Genomic DNA, 16070 nt, shown 5'->3' on the forward strand with positions numbered 1-16070 from the left:
TACTATCGTTGGGAGGTCGGGTGGGGGAGCGGGCCGGTGCCGCTTTAGAATGCGCCGCAGCGCATTCTGCAAACGGATTTTCAGTCTTCGCCGAAGCCGTCCTTCACCAGTCCTGCCAGCTTGAGCAGGACCGAATCCGCCTCGCCTTCGGGACCGGAGACGACCACGTCGATGCTGTCGCCCTTGGCGGCGCCGAGCATCATCAGGCCCAGGATCGACCCGCCGGCCGCTTCGGTGCCATCCTTGAACACTTTCACGTCCACGCCCGAGGGCAATTTGGCCACGGCATTGACGAACTTGGCACTGGCACGGGCATGAAGGCCGCGCTGGTTGACGATGGTGATCGTCTCTCGGGCAACGTAGCTCTGGCTCGACATCGGCGTTCCTCTTCCCTTGCCCGTCGCTGCCGCGTCTGGAAAACTCAGGCGTCCTGGCCCAGGAACTCCGACGCGATCGTGATGTAGTTGCGGCCGGCGTCGCGCGCGGCGGCGGTGGCATCGCGAACATTCATGCATCCGCGCGCCTTGGCAAGGCGGATCAGCATGGGCAGGTTGATCCCGGCGATCACTTCCACCCGGCCCGCCTGCATCAGCGAGATGGCCAGGTTCGAGGGCGTGCCCCCGAACAGGTCGGTCAGGATGATGACGCCTTCGCCGCTATCGACGCGGCGGATGGCATCGGCGATCTCCTTGCGGCGACGTTCCATGTCGTCGTTGGGGCCGATGCAGACGCCGATGACGTCCTGCTGTCGGCCCACGACATGCTCCATCGCGTGGATGAATTCGTCGGCAAGGGCACCGTGGGTGACGAGAATCAGACCGATCATGAAGGGAACGGGCTCCGAAATGCAGCCTCGCAGAATGCCACGGCCAGGCTTAACAGAGCCTTGGCGACGACCTGCGGGCTGCCAGAATGCTGGCAATCACAAGGCATGACTTTCAGAACCGTCCCATCCCTCATGCGCGGGGTGTTTTCCGCCCACCCCATTATCATTGGCGTTGTTTTCACTGGCATCGTCGTCATACCTGTACCGCCTGGGCTCCTTCCAGCAGGTTGGCGCCACGGGCGGCAAGGTTGCGGTGCAACAATGTGGGTGAAAAACCGGCATCGCGCAAGTGGCGAGCGATCTGTTCGGCCATGAACACCGAGCGGTGGCGCCCCCCGGTGCAGCCGAATGCAATGTGGACATAGGCTTTGCCCTGGGCGGCAAAGCGCGGCAGCAGAAGCTGCAAAAGCCCGAGAATCCGCTCGAAAGCCTCGTCAAAGGCGGGGTCGTTGCGGATGTAATCACCCACGGGTTGGTCCTTGCCAGTCATCGGCCGCAAGGTTTCGTCCCAGTGGGGATTGTTGAGAAAACGCATGTCGAAAACCAGGTCGGCCAGCGGTGGCGTGCCCTTGGAAAAGCCGAAGCTGCTGATCGTCAGCGTGGTGCGACTCGGTGAGATCGCACCGAACTGCTGGCGGATCGCCTGTTGCAGGTCGTTGGTGGTGAAATCGCTGGTGGAGATCACCACGTCGGCCCAGCGGCGCAGCGGGGCCAGCAGGTCGCGTTCGGCGGCAATGCCGCTCGCCGCCGGCTTGTCCTCGCTCATCGGGTGGCGGCGGCGGGTTTCGTTGTAGCGCCGCTCCAGTTCGGCCCCGCTGCAATCCAGGAACAGCGTGGTGACCGAGAGGTTGGGCTGCGCGCTCAGCGACTTGACCCGCTCGATGATGCCCTGCGGATCGAACCCGCGGGTGCGCGTGTCGAAGCCGATCGCCAGCGGGGTGTTGGCCTCTGCGCTGCCGCCATCGGCGCGGGCCTGGCCCGGCTCGGTTTCCAGCAGGCGATCGAGCAGGCGGATCGGGAAATTGTCGATCGCTTCCCAGCCCAGGTCTTCCAGCGTGCGCAAGGCGGTCGTCTTGCCCGCGCCGAGCAGCCCGGTGACCAGCAGGATGCGTTGCGGCGACTCCGCCGGTGCTCCGGGCGTGTTATCGATTGCGACCATGGCGCCCCTTTTGCGCGCAACGGCGGCGAAAGAAAAGTGGTCTGGGGCGGATCGAGGTCAGGCCAGGCCGTAGCTGTCCTGCGCCCCGTAGCGTTCGAGCGCCAATGTGGCGCGCAGGGCCAGCATCGGCGTATCGGGCCACAGCCGCACGAGGGGAAGGGACACCCCGGCGCGCTCCACGCGCTCTGCCGCCTCGATATAGCGCGGCGCGGCGGGATCGAGGCATACAATCAGCGCCACCACAGCCTGGGCGCGGTGGGGGAAGGGCAGTAAGCCAAGGTTGCGCACTTCGAGCAGGCCGGCAATGCGCGGATGCGGCCGCGCCAGCAGGCGGCCGGCCTGCACCTCCAGCAGCAGTCCGTCATCACCCACCAGCGTAGCGCCCCGGTCGATCAGGGCGAGCGCCAGGCTGGACTTGCCGCTGCCGGGCGGCCCCTCGATCAAGAGCGCGCGTTCGCCAATGGCCACGGCGGTGGCCTGATGCACCTGTGGCATGGCCGGGCCGGGCGCACCGCTCATGTCTGACCTTCCCCGGCGTGAGGCAGGGCCAGCACCAGGCAGGCACCGCTGCCGCCGTCGGCGCGGTCCATGATCGTCAAGCGCCCGTCGTGCGCCTCGGCAATGGTCCGGGCAATGGCCAGGCCCAGCCCGCTGTGCGCGCCAAAGGCCTCTTCGGCGGGGCGCACCGAATGGAACCGCTCGAACACCTTGTCGCGCTCGGCCGCCGGAATGCCCGGGCCTTCGTCCGCCACGCTGAGCAGTACGCGCGGATCCTCGCCTTCATTGCCCCATTCGGTCCACACCATCACGTCCACCGCGCCGCCGGGCGGGGAAAACGATACGGCATTGTCCAGCAGGTTTTCGAGCACGCGCTCCAGCCGCATGGCATCGCCCAGCACCATCGGCGCCAGCGGCGAATCGAGCGGCTGGTCCAGGCGGATCACCGCGCCGCCGCGCGTATCGCGCGCACCCCGCGCGCCCACCACCTGGGCAGCAAGCTGGCCGAGGTCCAGCCGCACGAACGTGGCGCGGCTCAGTTCCGCGTCGATGCGGCTGGCATCGGCGATTTCGGTAATCAGCCGGTCGATGCGCTGCACGTCGTGCGTGGCAATCGCGGTCAGCTGGCGGCGCAGCGTCGGGTCTTCCACCCGATCGAGCGACTCGATTGCGCTGGCCAGGCTGGCGAGCGGGTTCTTCAATTCGTGCGCCACGTCGGCGGCAAAGCTTTCCACGGCATCGATGCGGTGGCGCAGGGCCATCGTCATGTCAGAAAAAGCGCGGGCGAGCAGGCCGATCTCGTCCCCGCGATCGGGCAGGCGCGGCACCACCACTTCGCGATCTCTCCCCAGCCGCACCCGCACTGCCGCCCGCACCAGCGCGCGCAGCGGCTGGACGATGGTGCGCGCGAGGAACAGCGAGAGTTGCACCGAGAGCATCAGCGCCAGCCCGATGATGATCACCAGCGTCTGGCGCGCATCGCGCACCGCCTGGGTGATATCCACCGCATTGCGCAGCGCCAGCAGCATCTCGCCTGGCTGCCCGTCGTCTTGCCCCACCGGCGTGGCGGCGGTCAGCACCGGGGTGCGATCGGGGGCATAGCGCAGATAGACCTGGGTGGACCCGGCGGCGCGGGCGCGCACCACTTCGGGCCAGTTGGCCGCCGAGGGATCGGCCGGCTCGGCATAGCGATCCACCGGCGGCGCGCCGACGATGAAATCCACCCCGCGATCGAGCAGCCGCGCCGCGTGCTGGTACCAGGCCTCTCCGGCGGGATCGACCAGGGCAAAGCTGGGCGGGGCAAGCGCGAAACTGTCGGCCAGCAGGCGGCCCTGGCCATCGAACAGGCGCAGGCGCAGGTGCTGTTCCTGCCCGATCCGCACGATCAGCGCTTTCTGCTGCGCCAGGCTGGCGCCATCGAGCGCGTCGGCGGCGATTTCCGCTTCGGCCCGCGCCAGCTTGAAGCGTTCGCCCAGCAACTGGGTGCGATAGCTGTCGAGATAGAAGAAGCTGCCCGCCAGCAGCGCCAGGGCAATGACATTGACCGCCAGAATGCGCGCGGTGAGCGACAGCCCGCGCGGCCGCAGCGCGCGGGGCACGAGCAGGCGCGGCACGCGCTCCGGCCGGGCGGGCGTTGGCATCATTCGTCGCTGTAGCTGTAGCCTGCGCCGTAAAGCGTCTCGATCGCGGAAAACTGCGGATCGACGGCGCGAAACTTGCGGCGCAGGCGCTTGATGTGGCTGTCGATCGTGCGATCGTCGACAAACACGTCGTCGTGATAGGCCGCGTTCATCAACTGGTCGCGCGTGCGCACCACGCCGGGGCGCACGGCCAGTGCTTCCAGGATGAGGAATTCGGTGACGGTGAGCGAGACCAGCTTGTCCGCCCAGGTGACCAGGTGGCGGGCCGGGTCCATCGCCAGGCGGCCGCGCCGGATCGGCTCGGGCAGGCTTTCCGGCGGCTCCGCATCGGCCGGCACGCTGTCGCGGCGGACGATTTCGCTGCGCCGCAAAATGGCGCGGATGCGCGCGAGCAAAAGGCGCTGGCTGAACGGCTTGGCGATGTAGTCGTCCGCGCCCATGGCCAGGCCCAGCGCTTCGTCCGCCTCGTCGTCCTTGCTGGTGAGGAAGATCACCGGCAGGTCGCTCTGCTCGCGCAGGCGGCGCAGCAATTCCAGCCCGTCCATGCGCGGCATCTTGATGTCGCACACCGCCAGGTCCGGCGGATTGTCGAGCAGGGCTTTGAGCGCGGTATCGCCATCGTTGTAGAGCCGGGTGGCAAAGCCTTCGGTCTGCAAGGCAATCGACACGGTGGTCAGGATGTTGCGATCATCGTCCACCAGCGCGATCGTGCGCCGCGGCTGGTCCTGCCCGGCCGGGGCCGCGCCGGGGCCTTCGGGCGAAGGGGCAGAAGCGTGTTGCATCGGCGTGGTGGCGTCCTGCTGGGCGGTGGAACCTGGCTACTCGGGCGGCCAGACTAGGCTTGGCGCGCCCCGCTGGCAAGAATCCGCGCGGCGAGTCTCCAGCTAGAACGGTGCAGTTGAAAATTGTGCAACTTGCTGCGCAAAAATCTTGGGCGCTTCCGGTTTGACGCAGGCCGGGTGCTCAACTATCCGAACATGGAGTCGCGCATTCGTATTCGGCATTCGTATGCAGGGCCGAAGTGGCGGGTGTGAAGCGACGCCCAGTACCGTGTTTTTGCAATCAATGGCCTGCCGTCTTGCCCGTGGTTCGCAGCGATCCGGGGCGCAGCATGGCCACCAACGGGAGGCTAGTGATGTCCGCCGAGAGCCTGAACATTTCCCTGAACGTTCCGCTGTCCGCGCAGGGTTTTCCGGAACCGGCCGCGCTGTTCGCCAATCTCGGCACTGCCCCCCTGGTGGAGCATGCGGTGAAGAACGGCGAAGGTGTCCTGGCCAAGGACGGCCCGTTCGTGGTCGCCACCGGCAAGCACACCGGCCGCTCGGCCAAGGACAAGTTCATCGTGCGCGATGACGAGACCGAAAACACCGTGTGGTGGGGCAAGACCAACGTCGGCATGACGCCGGCGCACTTCGCCGCGCTCAAGGAAGATTTCCTCGCCGCGCTCGCCACCAAGGACAAGCTCTATGTGGCGGACCTGTTCGGCGGCTCGCAGCCCGAGCACCGCGTCAACGTGCGCGTGATCAACGAGTTTGCCTGGCACAACCTGTTCATCCGCACCCTGCTGGTGCGCCCCACCAGCGATGAACTGGCCGGCTTCGTGCCCGAATACACGATCATCGACCTGCCCAGCTTCCGCGCCGATCCGGCTCGCCACGGCTGCCGCACCGAGACGGTGATCGCGGTCAACTTCACCGAGAAGCTGATCCTGATCGGCGGCACGGCCTATGCCGGGGAAATGAAGAAGTCGGTCTTCGGCATTCTCAACTACCTGCTGCCGGTCAAGGGCGTGATGCCGATGCACTGCTCGGCCAATATCGGCCCCAACGGTGATACCGCCGTGTTCTTCGGCCTTTCCGGCACCGGCAAGACCACGCTTTCGGCCGATGCCAGCCGCACCCTGATCGGCGACGATGAGCATGGCTGGTCCGACACCGCCGTGTTCAACTTCGAGGGCGGCTGCTATGCCAAGATGATCCGCCTTTCGGCCGAGGCCGAGCCGGAAATCTTCGCCACCACCAAGCGTTTCGGCACGGTGCTGGAAAACGTGGTGATCGATCCGGTCACGCGCGAGATCGACCTGGACGATGCCAGCCTGGCGGAAAACAGCCGTGGTTCCTATCCGATCGACTTCATCCCCAATGCTTCGGACAAGAATCTGGGGCCGGTGCCGCAGAACCTGATCTTCCTCACCGCCGACGCCTATGGCGTGCTCCCGCCGATCGCGCGCCTCACGCCCGATCAGGCGATGTACCACTTCCTGTCGGGCTATACCGCCCGCGTGGCCGGCACCGAAATCGGCGTGACCGAACCGGAAGCGACGTTCTCCACCTGCTTTGGCGCGCCGTTCATGCCGCGCCACCCCTCGGTCTATGGCAACCTGCTCAAGGAACGCATTGCCAAGGGCGGGGTGAAGTGCTGGCTGGTCAACACCGGCTGGTCGGGCGGCAAGGCCACCCAGGAAGGCATCAAGCGCATGCCGATCAAGGCCACCCGTGCCCTGCTCAACGCCGCGCTCGATGGCAGCCTCAACAACGCGGAATTCCGCGAGGATCCCAACTTCGGCTTTGAAGTGCCGGTGGAAGTGCCGGGCGTGGATACCCGCCTGCTCGATCCGCGCGGTGCCTGGGCCGATGCCGGCGAGTATGACAAGACGGCGCAGGAGCTGGTCAAGAAGTTCATCGACAACTTCGAGCAGTTCGTTGAGCACGTGGATGAAAGCGTGCGCAAGGCGGCGCCCGTTTCGGCTTGATCCCGTTCGATCCGCTGCCCACGCAGCGGTTGCCTGGCCCCCGGCTTGCCCTGGCATGCCGGGGGTTTTGCATGGTGAAAGGGCGGGCGGCGAAAGGCCGGAACAGGCACCGTATCGGCAGCGAATTTGCTTGGTGGCTTCCGCAATAAACCGTTACTGTCCATGGCGTTGTTCATGGCAGGGGGCTTTGCCGATGTTGCGCCAAATCGTTGTTCTGGTTGCCGGGGGGCTGGTGTCGGTGTTGGCGTTTTCCGTGCCCGGTCACGCCGCTCCGCTCAAGCCGCCGCCGGTGCCGATGCCGATGGTGCCGCCCCCGGTTGCGGCGCAATCGGGCGATCCGTCCAATCCTGCCTATGCGGCCCTGTTTCGCCGGCTGTCCTATCTGCCACCAGCGGAATTGACTGCAACGATGCAGCAGACAAGCGAGAAGGTGCTGGAATATCTGGCCGGCCAGCAGATGGTCTTTACGTTCATCCGGCAGGATCCCGCATTCCATGCCGCCTTCATGGCAAAGGCCCTGCCGCATTTCCGATCGGTTTACGAACATTCGCAAAACCAGTGCGAACCGCAGATCAGCGCATTGCTGGCGCGTAGCCTTTCCCCGGCGGATGCGGTAACGGTAGAGGCGTTCATGCGTACGCCGTTATGGGCCGGCGTACGTTCTGCGGTGATGGGGCGCTTCAATGCCAGCAGCGCATCGACCGCCAGTGACGAAAAACTGGAAGTTATCCTTGAGCGCAATCTGGCCAAGGCGCGCGCGACGGCGGGAGAGTCGTATTTTCGCAGTCTTTCGCCACCGCAGCGGATCGCTCTGGCCCGTCAGGTGATGACGCCATCATGGCAGCGTTTCATTCGCATCCAGTCTACCGTCAGCCAGCAGATGAATGCCTGTGCCGAAGCCTATGGCCGCCGCCCGGAGATCATCGCATCGGCGCAGGAATGGATGAAGCCCTTGGCGGAACAGGCCAACGCCAAATACAATTCTGCCAGCGAAGAGGCGGTGGCAACCGCTGATGCTGCAACGCCCTGACAGGGGTGCCGTCTTGCCCATGAAAAAGCCCCGGCAGCTTGCGCTGGCGGGGCTTTTCGATGGATCGGCGTGGCAAAGGCGACGCTGCGCGATCAGCGGATCGGGCAATCGGGCGAAAGCCGGAAATCCAGGTAGTTGTCGACCGACTTCATCATCTCGTCCAACTCGTTTTCATAGAAGTGGTTGGCGCGCGGGATTTCGTCGTGATGGATGGTGATGTGCTTTTGCGTGCGCAGCTTATCGACCAGCTTCTGCACCGCGTTGGGCGTCACCACCGTGTCGGCCGAGCCCTGGACGATTATGCCCGAAGCCGGGCAGGGCGCCAGGAAGCTGAAATCATACATGTTGGCCGGCGGGGAGACCGAGATGAAGCCGCGGATTTCCGGGCGCCGCATCAGCAACTGCATGCCGATCAGCGCGCCGAACGAATAGCCGGCGATCCAGGTGGCCGAAGCTTCGGGATGGATGGACTGCACCCAGTCGAGCGCCGCCGCCGCGTCGGACAGTTCGCCCACGCCGTTGTCGAAGCTGCCCTGGCTGCGCCCCACGCCGCGGAAGTTGAAGCGCAGGGTGGCAAAGCCGCGCGCCACGAACGTCTTGTACAGCGCCTGGGTGACGCGGTCGTTCATCGTGCCACCGGCCTGCGGGTGCGGGTGCAGGATCATGGCAACGGGGGCGCGGCTGCGCGTGGCGGGTTGGAAGCGGCCTTCGAGGCGGCCTTCGGGACCGGGGAAGATGACTGCGGGCATCGTTGACCTGATGAACCTGTTGGCTGGCCCCGAAGACCGGCTGTGCAATGCCCTGTTTCGGGGCAATGCGCGGTCGGGGCTGGGCATGGAACTGCTCGCTATATAGAAACGAACCCTGCAAACGCAACTTTTCCGGGATTTCTCGTTGTCGGTCTCGCTTTATTTCGATCATGCGGCCACCACGCCGCTGCTGCCACAAGCGCGCGATGCCTTGCTGGATGGCCTGGCGCGTTGGGCCAATCCCTCCAGCCCGCACCGCGAAGGGCGCGCTGCCCGCGCGGCGCTGGAAGACGCGCGGGGGCGGATCAAGGCTGCGCTCGGTTGGGCGGGCGAGGTGGTGCTGACCAGCGGCGCGAGCGAGGCGCTGGCCCTGGCCATCGGCCGGTCCAAGGCGCCGCTGGTGGCGGTTTCGGCGGTGGAGCACGAGGCCGTGCTGCGCCTGGCGGGCCAAGCCGCGCGGCTGCCTGTCGATGCGCGCGGGCTGGTCGATCCGGCGACCTGCGCGCTTGCTGGCCTGGTGGCGGTGCAGCAGGTCAACAACGAGACCGGGGTGATCCAGCCGCTGGCCGAGGTGGCTGGCGCGGTGCGCGGCGCGGGCGGGATCCTGCTCGCCGATGCAGCGCAGGGCGCGGGCAAGCTGGCCTTGCCCGATGCCGATCTGATCGCGATTTCGGCGCACAAGTTTGGCGGCCCGATCGGGGTGGGGGCGCTGCTGGTGCGCGACTGGGCCTTGCTGCATCCCACTGGCGGGCAGGAACGCGGCTATCGCCCCGGCACGGAAAACCTGCCCGGCGCGCTGGCCATGGCCGCCGCGCTGGAAGCCGGGGCCGCCTGGCTGGGCACCGTGCAAGCCCTGCGCGATCGCCTGGAATCGGCGCTGGTGGCCAGCGGGGCGACCATCATCGCTGCCGATGCGCCGCGCCTGCCCGCGATCGGCGCCTATCGCATGCCGGGCAAATCGGCGACGGCGCAACTGATCCGCTTTGACGGGATGGGCATGGCGGTTTCGGCGGGCAGTGCCTGCTCGTCCGGCTCGCTGCGCACCAGCCATGTGCTGGAGGCTATGGCAGTGGAGGGGCCGGCCGAGGTGATTCGCATCTCGCTGGGACGGGAAACCAAGGTTGAGGCGGTGGATGCGCTGGTCGGCGCCTGGCGCAGCATTGCGGGCGTGGCGTGATCTACCTCGATTATCAGGCGACCACGCCGCTCGCGCCCGAAGCGCGCGCCGCGATGCTGCCCTGGCTGGCCGGCCCGGAAGACCTGCGCGGCGGCTATGCCAACCCGCACAGCCCGCACCGCCCCGGCCGCGCCGCAGCGGCGGCGGTGGAAGCGGCGCGGGCGCAAGTGGCCGCGCTGCTTCCGCCGGGCGGGCGCGTGATCTTCACCTCGGGCGCCACCGAGGCGCTCAACCTGGCGATCGCCGGATCGGGGCGGCGGCGCCTGGCGGTTTCCGCCATCGAACACGCCGCCGTGCTCGACACCGCGCGGTTCCATGATCCCGCGCTCACCGTACTTCCGGTGGACGGTGCAGGGCTGGTCGATCCGGCGGTGCCGATCCCCGAGGGCACTAGCCTGGTCGCGGTGATGCAGGTCAACAACGAGATCGGCACGGTGCAGCCGGTGGCGGAACTGGCCGCGCGCGCCCACGCCATGGGCGCCTTGTTCCTGTGCGATGCCGTGCAGGGGGCGGGCAAGCTGGCCGCGCCCGAAGGCGCCGATCTGGTGGCGATTTCCGCCCACAAGCTGCATGGGCCCAAGGGCATCGGCGCGCTGTGGGTGCGCGATGGGGTGGACCTGGCCCCGTTGGTCCATGGCGGCGGACAGGAGGGCGGCTTGCGCTCGGGCACGCTCAGCCCCGCGCTCTGTGCCGGTTTCGGCGCGGCGGCGGCCCTGTGTGCAAGGCTGTGGAAAAGCGATGGAGAGCATGTGGAGGCGCTGTGGCAACAGGCGCTCGCGCTGTTCCCCGGCTGGACGCTCAACGGCAGCGCCACGCAGCGCTGGCGTGGCAATCTCAATCTGCGCAAGCCGGGCCTCGACGTGGGCCGCCTGTTGTCGGAATGCCGCAGTGTCGCGTTTTCTGCTGGTTCGGCCTGCGCCAGCGGCTCGGGAAGGCTCAGCCATGTCTTGCGCGCCCTGGGACTTTCGGACAGGGAAGTGAAAACCGCGATCCGCATCGGTTTCGGACGTTATACAAGGGCAGAGGAACTGGAGGAGGCTGCTGCCGCGCTCAACGCGGCGGCACAAGCGCAAGGAGTCTAGTGCCCATGGTCAGCGTCACCTTCCTCACCACCGATGGCCAGCGCGTCGTGGCCCAGGGCGAGGCAGGGCAACGCCTGCTGGAACTGGGCCAGAACGTGGGCATGCCGCTGGAAGGCACCTGCGAAGGCCAGATGGCCTGCTCCACCTGCCACGTGATCGTCGCGCCCGACTGGTTCGAGCGCCTGACCCAGGCCAGCGAGGACGAGGAAGACATGCTCGACCTCGCCGCCGGCGTCACCCGCACCAGCCGCCTCGCCTGCCAGATCGTGCTCGACCCCGCGCTCGACGGCCTGGAAGTGCGCGTACCCGCCGAAGCGCGAGACATGCAGCCGCGCTGAACGGCAGCTTCGGGGCAAACATATTGCCCACTTCGTCATGCCGAACCTGTTTCGGCATCCAGCCCGCCTGTTGCGCATGATTCTGAGGCATGGGGCAAGGGGGAAGCCTGGACCCTGAACCAAGTTCAGGGTGACGGTCGGGGGACCATACGGATATTTCGCGCAGAGGCGCGGAGATTCGGTTTTTTCTCAGCGCCTCTGCGCGATTTAAATTTTGACTACGCTGTGCTGCGCAAGACTGCGGAAACGGTACCGAATCTCCGCAATCGCCCGGTTGCAGGCATTTGCGAAGGCGCTATTCAGGGTAAATGGAACACGCTTCACTTGTAGCCTTTTTGGAAGGGAGGCTTGCACCCGAACAATTTGGGGAAGAAGTCGCCGATGAAGTCAGGGCATGTAATTTAGCGTGTAAGCAGACTGGTGAGGGGCATGTTTCTATAACCTCCGGACCAAACACCATTGTCACGCGCGACCATGCCCGGCGAATGTTAGAAGCTGTTGTTGAGCAACGGCTAAGTCTTGAAATCGCCAACTACACCACCACCTGCATCATTTTTGGAGATTTCGAGTTTGAAGACGATGTCGTGAACGAGGCAATTTGGTTGATCGAGATGGCTGACATCGACCACCCATCAACTGATGATATGCGAATCGCAATTAGTCGGCTCACTCTTCGATGACTGCTTCCCACCCAAAACACGACACCCCCCGTTCGGGCTGAGCTTGTCGAAGCCCCCGCGCGCTCCGCTCAATCCCCCGCCACCAGGGCGCTGATGCGCCAGTCCTCACCTTTGCGTTCGGCGATTACCCGGCGGGCGAGCAGGCTGCGCAGGCGGGCGGTTTCGATCCAGCCCTTGCGTTGCGGTTTGCCGGTGATCACGGCGGTATAGCGGGCGGCGGGATCGAAGGGGGGATCGGTGGCGATGGTGACCAGCGCCCAGTCCAGCCTGTCCACTTCCGGGGCGGTGTCGCTGGGCTTGGCGCGCAGGGGCACGCCCTGGCCAGTCACCAGCATGGTCATGCCGGGATCGACTTCGTCCGGCACGTTCCAGAAGAACCAGGGCAGCACCACGAGATCGCCCTGCACGGCGCAACCGAGCGGCAGGATGCGGGCAAGGTCAGCCCAGACCGCCGCGCCAGCGGGGGCGGACAGGCGCTTTTGCAGTTCGGCCGGGCCGTGGCCGCCGCCATAGTCCAGCGTCACGTCGGGCGAGGACAAGGCGGCAAGCGCCGCCGCGTCGCGCGTTTTCACGGCCGTGGCCAGCTTGGCGGCAAAGGCGCTCCACCCCGGCAGGGCGGCGCAATCGTCACGCGGGGGCAGGGCCAGAGCGGGCAGGGCAGCGGCGGTGTCGGCCGGCGTCATCGGTGCTTCGGGCGTGGGCTTGACCGGCAGCGCCAGCGTCGGCGTCGGGCTGGGTTCCACTGCGCTCGGCTCCGGCGTTGGCTCGGGCGTGGCCGCGGCGCTGGCAGTCGGGCTGTCGCTCCCCTGCGGGGCCGGTTCGCGCTGGCAGGCGGTGAGAGCCAGCGCAAGCGCCGGGGCCAAGGCCAGCCAGCCTGCGCTGCGTCCGCTGTTCGGCAATCCCACCATCCTGTCCACGCTTACCCCGCAGCCGTTTCCCCTGCAACGCCAACGCCATCGGGCGCGGCCAGTTCCGCGACGACATCGCCGGTGCCATAGCGGGGCGCGGTCTCGACGAGGGCCACTTCTTCCACTTCGCGCTTGCCGATCTCGATATGCTTGTCGCGCAGGCGGCGCCCGGCAGACAGCACGTTACGCTCGAAACTGCCGACGAACTTGTTGTAGTTGGTGACGGCGCTTTCCAGGCCGGAGCCGACGCGCTTGAGGTGGTCGGCGGCCACGGCCAGGCGATCGTAAAGCTCGCCACCCATGCGGCCGATCTCGCGCGCCTCGCGGGCCAAGCCATCCTGCCGCCAGACTTGCGCCACGGTGCGGCAGATGGCGACGAGGTTGGTGGGCGAGGCCAGCAGCACGCGGCGATCGAAGGCAAAATCCCACAGTTGCGGATCGCGTTCGAGCGCGGCGGCGATGAAGTGTTCGCCGGGCACGAACATCAGCACATAGTCGGGCGCTTCTTCGAACTGGCTTTGATAGGATTTGGCGCCAAGCGTCTGGATATGGTTGCGCATGGACTGGACGTGGGCGGCGAGCGCCACGCCGCGCGCGGTATCGTCGGCAGCCTCGAACGCATCCTGATAGGCGTTGAGCGAGACCTTGGCGTCGATCACCAGCAGCTTGTTGCCGGGAATGCGCACGATCGCATCGGGACGCAGGCGGCCTTCCTCGGTCTCGATCGAATGCTCGGTCACGAAATCGGTATGTTCGGACAGGCCGCACTGTTCCAGCACGTTGCGCAATTGCTGCTCGCCCCAGCGACCGCGCGCCTTGGGCGCGTTGCGCAGCGAATTGCCCAGCCGCGCGGCTTCGGCGCGGACCTGCTCCTGCCCTTCGCGCATGGCCTGGATCAGGCCGGTGAGATTGCCGAAAGCATCGACGCGCTCGCGCTCCAGCTTGCCGACCTGCTCTTCATAGCTTTTCAGGCGCTGGTCCACCGGGGCGAGCAAGGCGCGCAGCGATTGCGCGGCCTTTTCCTCGCTCTGGGCAAAGCGTTCCTGCGCGCGGGCCATGAAGGCTTCCTGCGCGCGCTCCAGCACTTTGTTGCCGGCGTTCTCGAATTCCCGGCGCAGGGCTTCCTGCGCTTCGATCAGCAGGCGCTTCTGTTCGGCGAAATTGGCCGCATCGGCCTTCATCCGGGCCAGGTCCGCGCGCAAGTCCTCACGCGATTGCCGCGCTTCGTGCAGGGCATCGCGCAAGGCATCGGCTTCGGCTGCGCGTTCGCTGGCGGCAGCGAGACTGGCAGCCAGGGCATCGCGTTCGGCGCGCAAGCCATCGCGTTCGCCGGCCAACAGTTCCACCTGCCGGGCGCGTTCGGCCATGGTCGCCAGATCCACGGCCATGGCCTTGACCTGCCCTTGCGCGTCGCGCGCTTCGCTTTCGCGGGCCGCAGCGCGCGCCTGCGCTTCGGCCAGGGGACGCGAGCCGAAGAACCAGCCCAGGGCAAGGCCGATCACCAGCGCCACGATCACGAAAGCCACGGCCACGCTTCATCTCCATTCCAGAACAGAGAGGGAACGTAAACGAAGCGGCCCGACAACGCAATGTGCCGGGCCGTCTTATCCTCAAGTTGTGCGGGCGGTCACGCCACCTTGCGCAGCTTGTCCAGCTTCTTTAGCGCCATCTGGCGCTTGAGGCGCGAGAGGTGATCGATGAACAGCACGCCTTCGAGGTGGTCCATCTCGTGCTGGAGGCAAGTGGCCATCAGGCCGTCCATCTCTTCCTCGTGCACCGTGCCGTCGAGATCCTGCCAGCGGGCGCGGATGCGCGCGGGGCGTTCCACTTCGGCATAGATTTCCGGCACCGAGAGGCAGCCTTCGCGATAGAGCGCATGCTCTTCGGACGGATCGAGAATCTCGGGATTGATGAACACACGCGGTTCGCGGCGCACCGGCAGGTGAGCATGGCCGCAGCCATGATCGTGGCACTGTTCCGGCTCGGCATCTTCATCTTCGGGCTGAAGGTCGATCACCAGCACGCGCAGCGGCACGCCCACCTGGATCGCGGCAAGACCGATGCCGGGGGCGTCATACATCGTGTCGAACATGTCGGACACGAGCGTGCGGAGTTCGTCGTCGAACGTTTCCACCGGGGCCGAGACCTGCTTGAGGCGCGGATCGGGAACTTCAAGGATTTCGCGAATAGCCATGTCCGCAAGATAGGCGGTGTGGCGCAGGGGCGCAAGGCGAGGGATTCGATCAGGGTGATCGGTTTCGGTGGGGTTGTGCTTGGGTTCGCACCACCCCCAACCCCCTCCTCTGAAGAGGAGGGGGCTCTCAGCTCACAGCAAGTGCGCGAATTCGGCGGCTTTGGCGAAGGCCTGGCCGCGGCGGGTGCGGTGGGCCTGGGCTTGGTCGTCCTTGCCCCAGAGTTCGGCCTGCCAGTCTTCCTCGACGCAGGCCGCGTCCCACAGGGCCGGGATGTCTGCCGCCGGATCGAGCGCGGCGAGGCCGATGATGAGCGAGGCGGCGAGGCTGGTGGTGTTGCGCAGGGCTGCCAGCGCGAAGGACGACAGGGTGGCAAGCTCCCGGTCGAGCGCGGCCAGCGTCGCTTCGGGTTGCGGCTTGTGCATCACGCCCGATACGCGGGTGAAGGTCACGCCGTGGCGCGCCTCGGCCATGGCGACGAGGGGTTCCCACAGCAGGCGCTGGCGGGCGGCCAGCGGCTCGTCCGGCTCGGCGCGATAGCACAGCGTATCGGTCTCGGCATAAGGCAGCAGGTCCGCGCGCGCGGCCTGCGGATCGGGGGCGACCACGTCGATGGCGTAGTCGGCCATGTCGCGAAACGCGAAGCGGGCGGTGTCGATGGTTTCGCCCTGGAGCTCCCATTCGGCGGCCATGGCCTGCGCCAGCGCGGCACTCGGCACGATCTGCGGCCGGCCGCCCTGGGTGCGGATGCCCCGGCCATCGAGGGCCACGCGAAAGCCGCCGTCCTCGGCCAGGACGGTCACGTCTTCATAGAAGCGCTTCATGTGTCTCGTTTCCAGCGCCGCACCAGCCAGCGCGGCGCGCCAAAGAACAGGGTGAGGCCGGCAAAGGCCAGGGCCAGCGCCGCCCAGGGTGGCACGGCGGCGAGCCAGGGCACATTGCCCGAGGCGGCCATGGCCCCCGCCAGCGTGACGAGCGTGCCGGCAAGGCGCACGGCCTGGAGCAGGGCAAAGCGCCCGAGCGCGGGATCGGCCATGGC

General features: G+C 66.8%; 18 protein-coding genes. 6 read left to right on the top strand and 12 right to left on the bottom strand.

Features of this window, described 5'->3' with window-relative positions; genetic code table 11:
* Positions 1–80: 80 nt before the first annotated feature.
* The 6 genes from IE191_RS08840 to IE191_RS08865 form a co-directional block, all read right to left on the bottom strand.
* Positions 81–377: an HPr family phosphocarrier protein gene (locus tag IE191_RS08840; protein ID WP_191324023.1), complete on the bottom strand. Its 297-nt coding sequence runs from the start codon at positions 375–377 to the stop codon at positions 81–83.
* 44 nt (positions 378–421) lie between these two features.
* Complete coding sequence (locus IE191_RS08845; protein WP_022677184.1) at positions 422–826, bottom strand: PTS sugar transporter subunit IIA; 405 nt, start codon at positions 824–826, stop codon at positions 422–424.
* A 193-nt stretch (positions 827–1019) separates the two neighbouring features.
* Positions 1020–1985, bottom strand: a complete 966-nt coding sequence (gene rapZ, locus IE191_RS08850) for an RNase adapter RapZ (RefSeq protein WP_191324024.1) — start codon at positions 1983–1985, stop codon at positions 1020–1022.
* 57 nt (positions 1986–2042) lie between these two features.
* Positions 2043–2504 (bottom strand): HPr kinase/phosphorylase, encoded by a 462-nt coding sequence (locus IE191_RS08855; protein WP_229815208.1) that lies wholly within the window; start codon positions 2502–2504, stop codon positions 2043–2045.
* Entirely contained in the window at positions 2501–4123 is a 1623-nt protein-coding gene (locus IE191_RS08860) for an ATP-binding protein (RefSeq protein WP_191324216.1), read from the bottom strand. The genes IE191_RS08855 and IE191_RS08860 overlap by 4 nt, the downstream gene beginning before the upstream one ends.
* The gene (locus IE191_RS08865) at positions 4123–4905 is read right to left on the bottom strand and encodes a response regulator transcription factor (protein WP_191324025.1); all 783 of its coding nucleotides are present in this window, start codon (positions 4903–4905) and stop codon (positions 4123–4125) included. Before IE191_RS08865 ends, IE191_RS08860 begins: the two co-directional genes overlap by 1 nt.
* A gap of 353 nt (positions 4906–5258) precedes the next feature.
* Here IE191_RS08865 and IE191_RS08870 point away from each other — a divergent pair, with 353 nt between their 5' ends.
* Positions 5259–6875: a phosphoenolpyruvate carboxykinase gene (locus tag IE191_RS08870; protein ID WP_229815209.1), complete on the top strand. Its 1617-nt coding sequence runs from the start codon at positions 5259–5261 to the stop codon at positions 6873–6875.
* Between the two features lie 193 nt (positions 6876–7068).
* Positions 7069–7905: a hypothetical protein gene (locus tag IE191_RS08875; protein ID WP_191324026.1), complete on the top strand. Its 837-nt coding sequence runs from the start codon at positions 7069–7071 to the stop codon at positions 7903–7905.
* A 92-nt stretch (positions 7906–7997) separates the two neighbouring features.
* On the opposite strand, the gene IE191_RS08880 is transcribed toward IE191_RS08875, so the two are convergent.
* A complete protein-coding gene (locus IE191_RS08880) occupies positions 7998–8654 on the bottom strand; it encodes an alpha/beta hydrolase (protein ID WP_022677177.1) in 657 nt (218 codons plus the stop codon).
* A 145-nt stretch (positions 8655–8799) separates the two neighbouring features.
* On the opposite strand from IE191_RS08880, the gene IE191_RS08885 reads away from it, so the two are divergent.
* The 4 genes from IE191_RS08885 to IE191_RS08900 all read left to right on the top strand — a co-directional run bounded on the left by IE191_RS08885 (position 8800) and on the right by IE191_RS08900 (position 11931).
* On the top strand, positions 8800–9831 hold the full coding sequence (locus tag IE191_RS08885) for a cysteine desulfurase family protein (RefSeq protein ID WP_191324027.1): 1032 nt from the start codon (positions 8800–8802) through the stop codon (positions 9829–9831).
* Positions 9828–10913: a cysteine desulfurase family protein gene (locus tag IE191_RS08890; protein ID WP_191324028.1), complete on the top strand. Its 1086-nt coding sequence runs from the start codon at positions 9828–9830 to the stop codon at positions 10911–10913. The genes IE191_RS08885 and IE191_RS08890 overlap by 4 nt, the downstream gene beginning before the upstream one ends.
* 5 nt (positions 10914–10918) lie before the next feature.
* On the top strand, positions 10919–11251 hold the full coding sequence (locus IE191_RS08895) for a 2Fe-2S iron-sulfur cluster-binding protein (protein WP_191324029.1): 333 nt from the start codon (positions 10919–10921) through the stop codon (positions 11249–11251).
* A gap of 308 nt (positions 11252–11559) precedes the next feature.
* Entirely contained in the window at positions 11560–11931 is a 372-nt protein-coding gene (locus IE191_RS08900) for a hypothetical protein (RefSeq protein ID WP_191324030.1), read from the top strand.
* A gap of 68 nt (positions 11932–11999) precedes the next feature.
* Here the strand turns inward: IE191_RS08900 and IE191_RS08905 are convergent, their stop codons facing one another.
* From IE191_RS08905 to IE191_RS08925, 5 genes are all read right to left on the bottom strand, one after another.
* Complete coding sequence (locus IE191_RS08905; RefSeq protein WP_191324031.1) at positions 12000–12794, bottom strand: hypothetical protein; 795 nt, start codon at positions 12792–12794, stop codon at positions 12000–12002.
* A gap of 56 nt (positions 12795–12850) precedes the next feature.
* On the bottom strand, positions 12851–14371 hold the full coding sequence (locus IE191_RS08910) for a DNA recombination protein RmuC (protein WP_191324032.1): 1521 nt from the start codon (positions 14369–14371) through the stop codon (positions 12851–12853).
* 95 nt (positions 14372–14466) lie between these two features.
* Positions 14467–15033 carry a peptide deformylase gene (gene def / locus IE191_RS08915; protein ID WP_191324033.1) on the bottom strand — a complete coding sequence of 189 codons (567 nt, stop codon included), beginning with the start codon at positions 15031–15033 and terminating at the stop codon, positions 14467–14469.
* 132 nt (positions 15034–15165) lie between these two features.
* Positions 15166–15855 (bottom strand): ATP12 family chaperone protein, encoded by a 690-nt coding sequence (locus IE191_RS08920; protein WP_191324034.1) that lies wholly within the window; start codon positions 15853–15855, stop codon positions 15166–15168.
* The gene (locus IE191_RS08925; RefSeq protein WP_191324035.1) at positions 15852–16067 is read right to left on the bottom strand and encodes a hypothetical protein; all 216 of its coding nucleotides are present in this window, start codon (positions 16065–16067) and stop codon (positions 15852–15854) included. Before IE191_RS08925 ends, IE191_RS08920 begins: the two co-directional genes overlap by 4 nt.
* Positions 16068–16070: the final 3 nt, after the last annotated feature.

This window comes from Novosphingobium pokkalii (genome assembly GCF_014652855.1).
Lineage (GTDB): Bacteria > Pseudomonadota > Alphaproteobacteria > Sphingomonadales > Sphingomonadaceae > Novosphingobium > Novosphingobium pokkalii.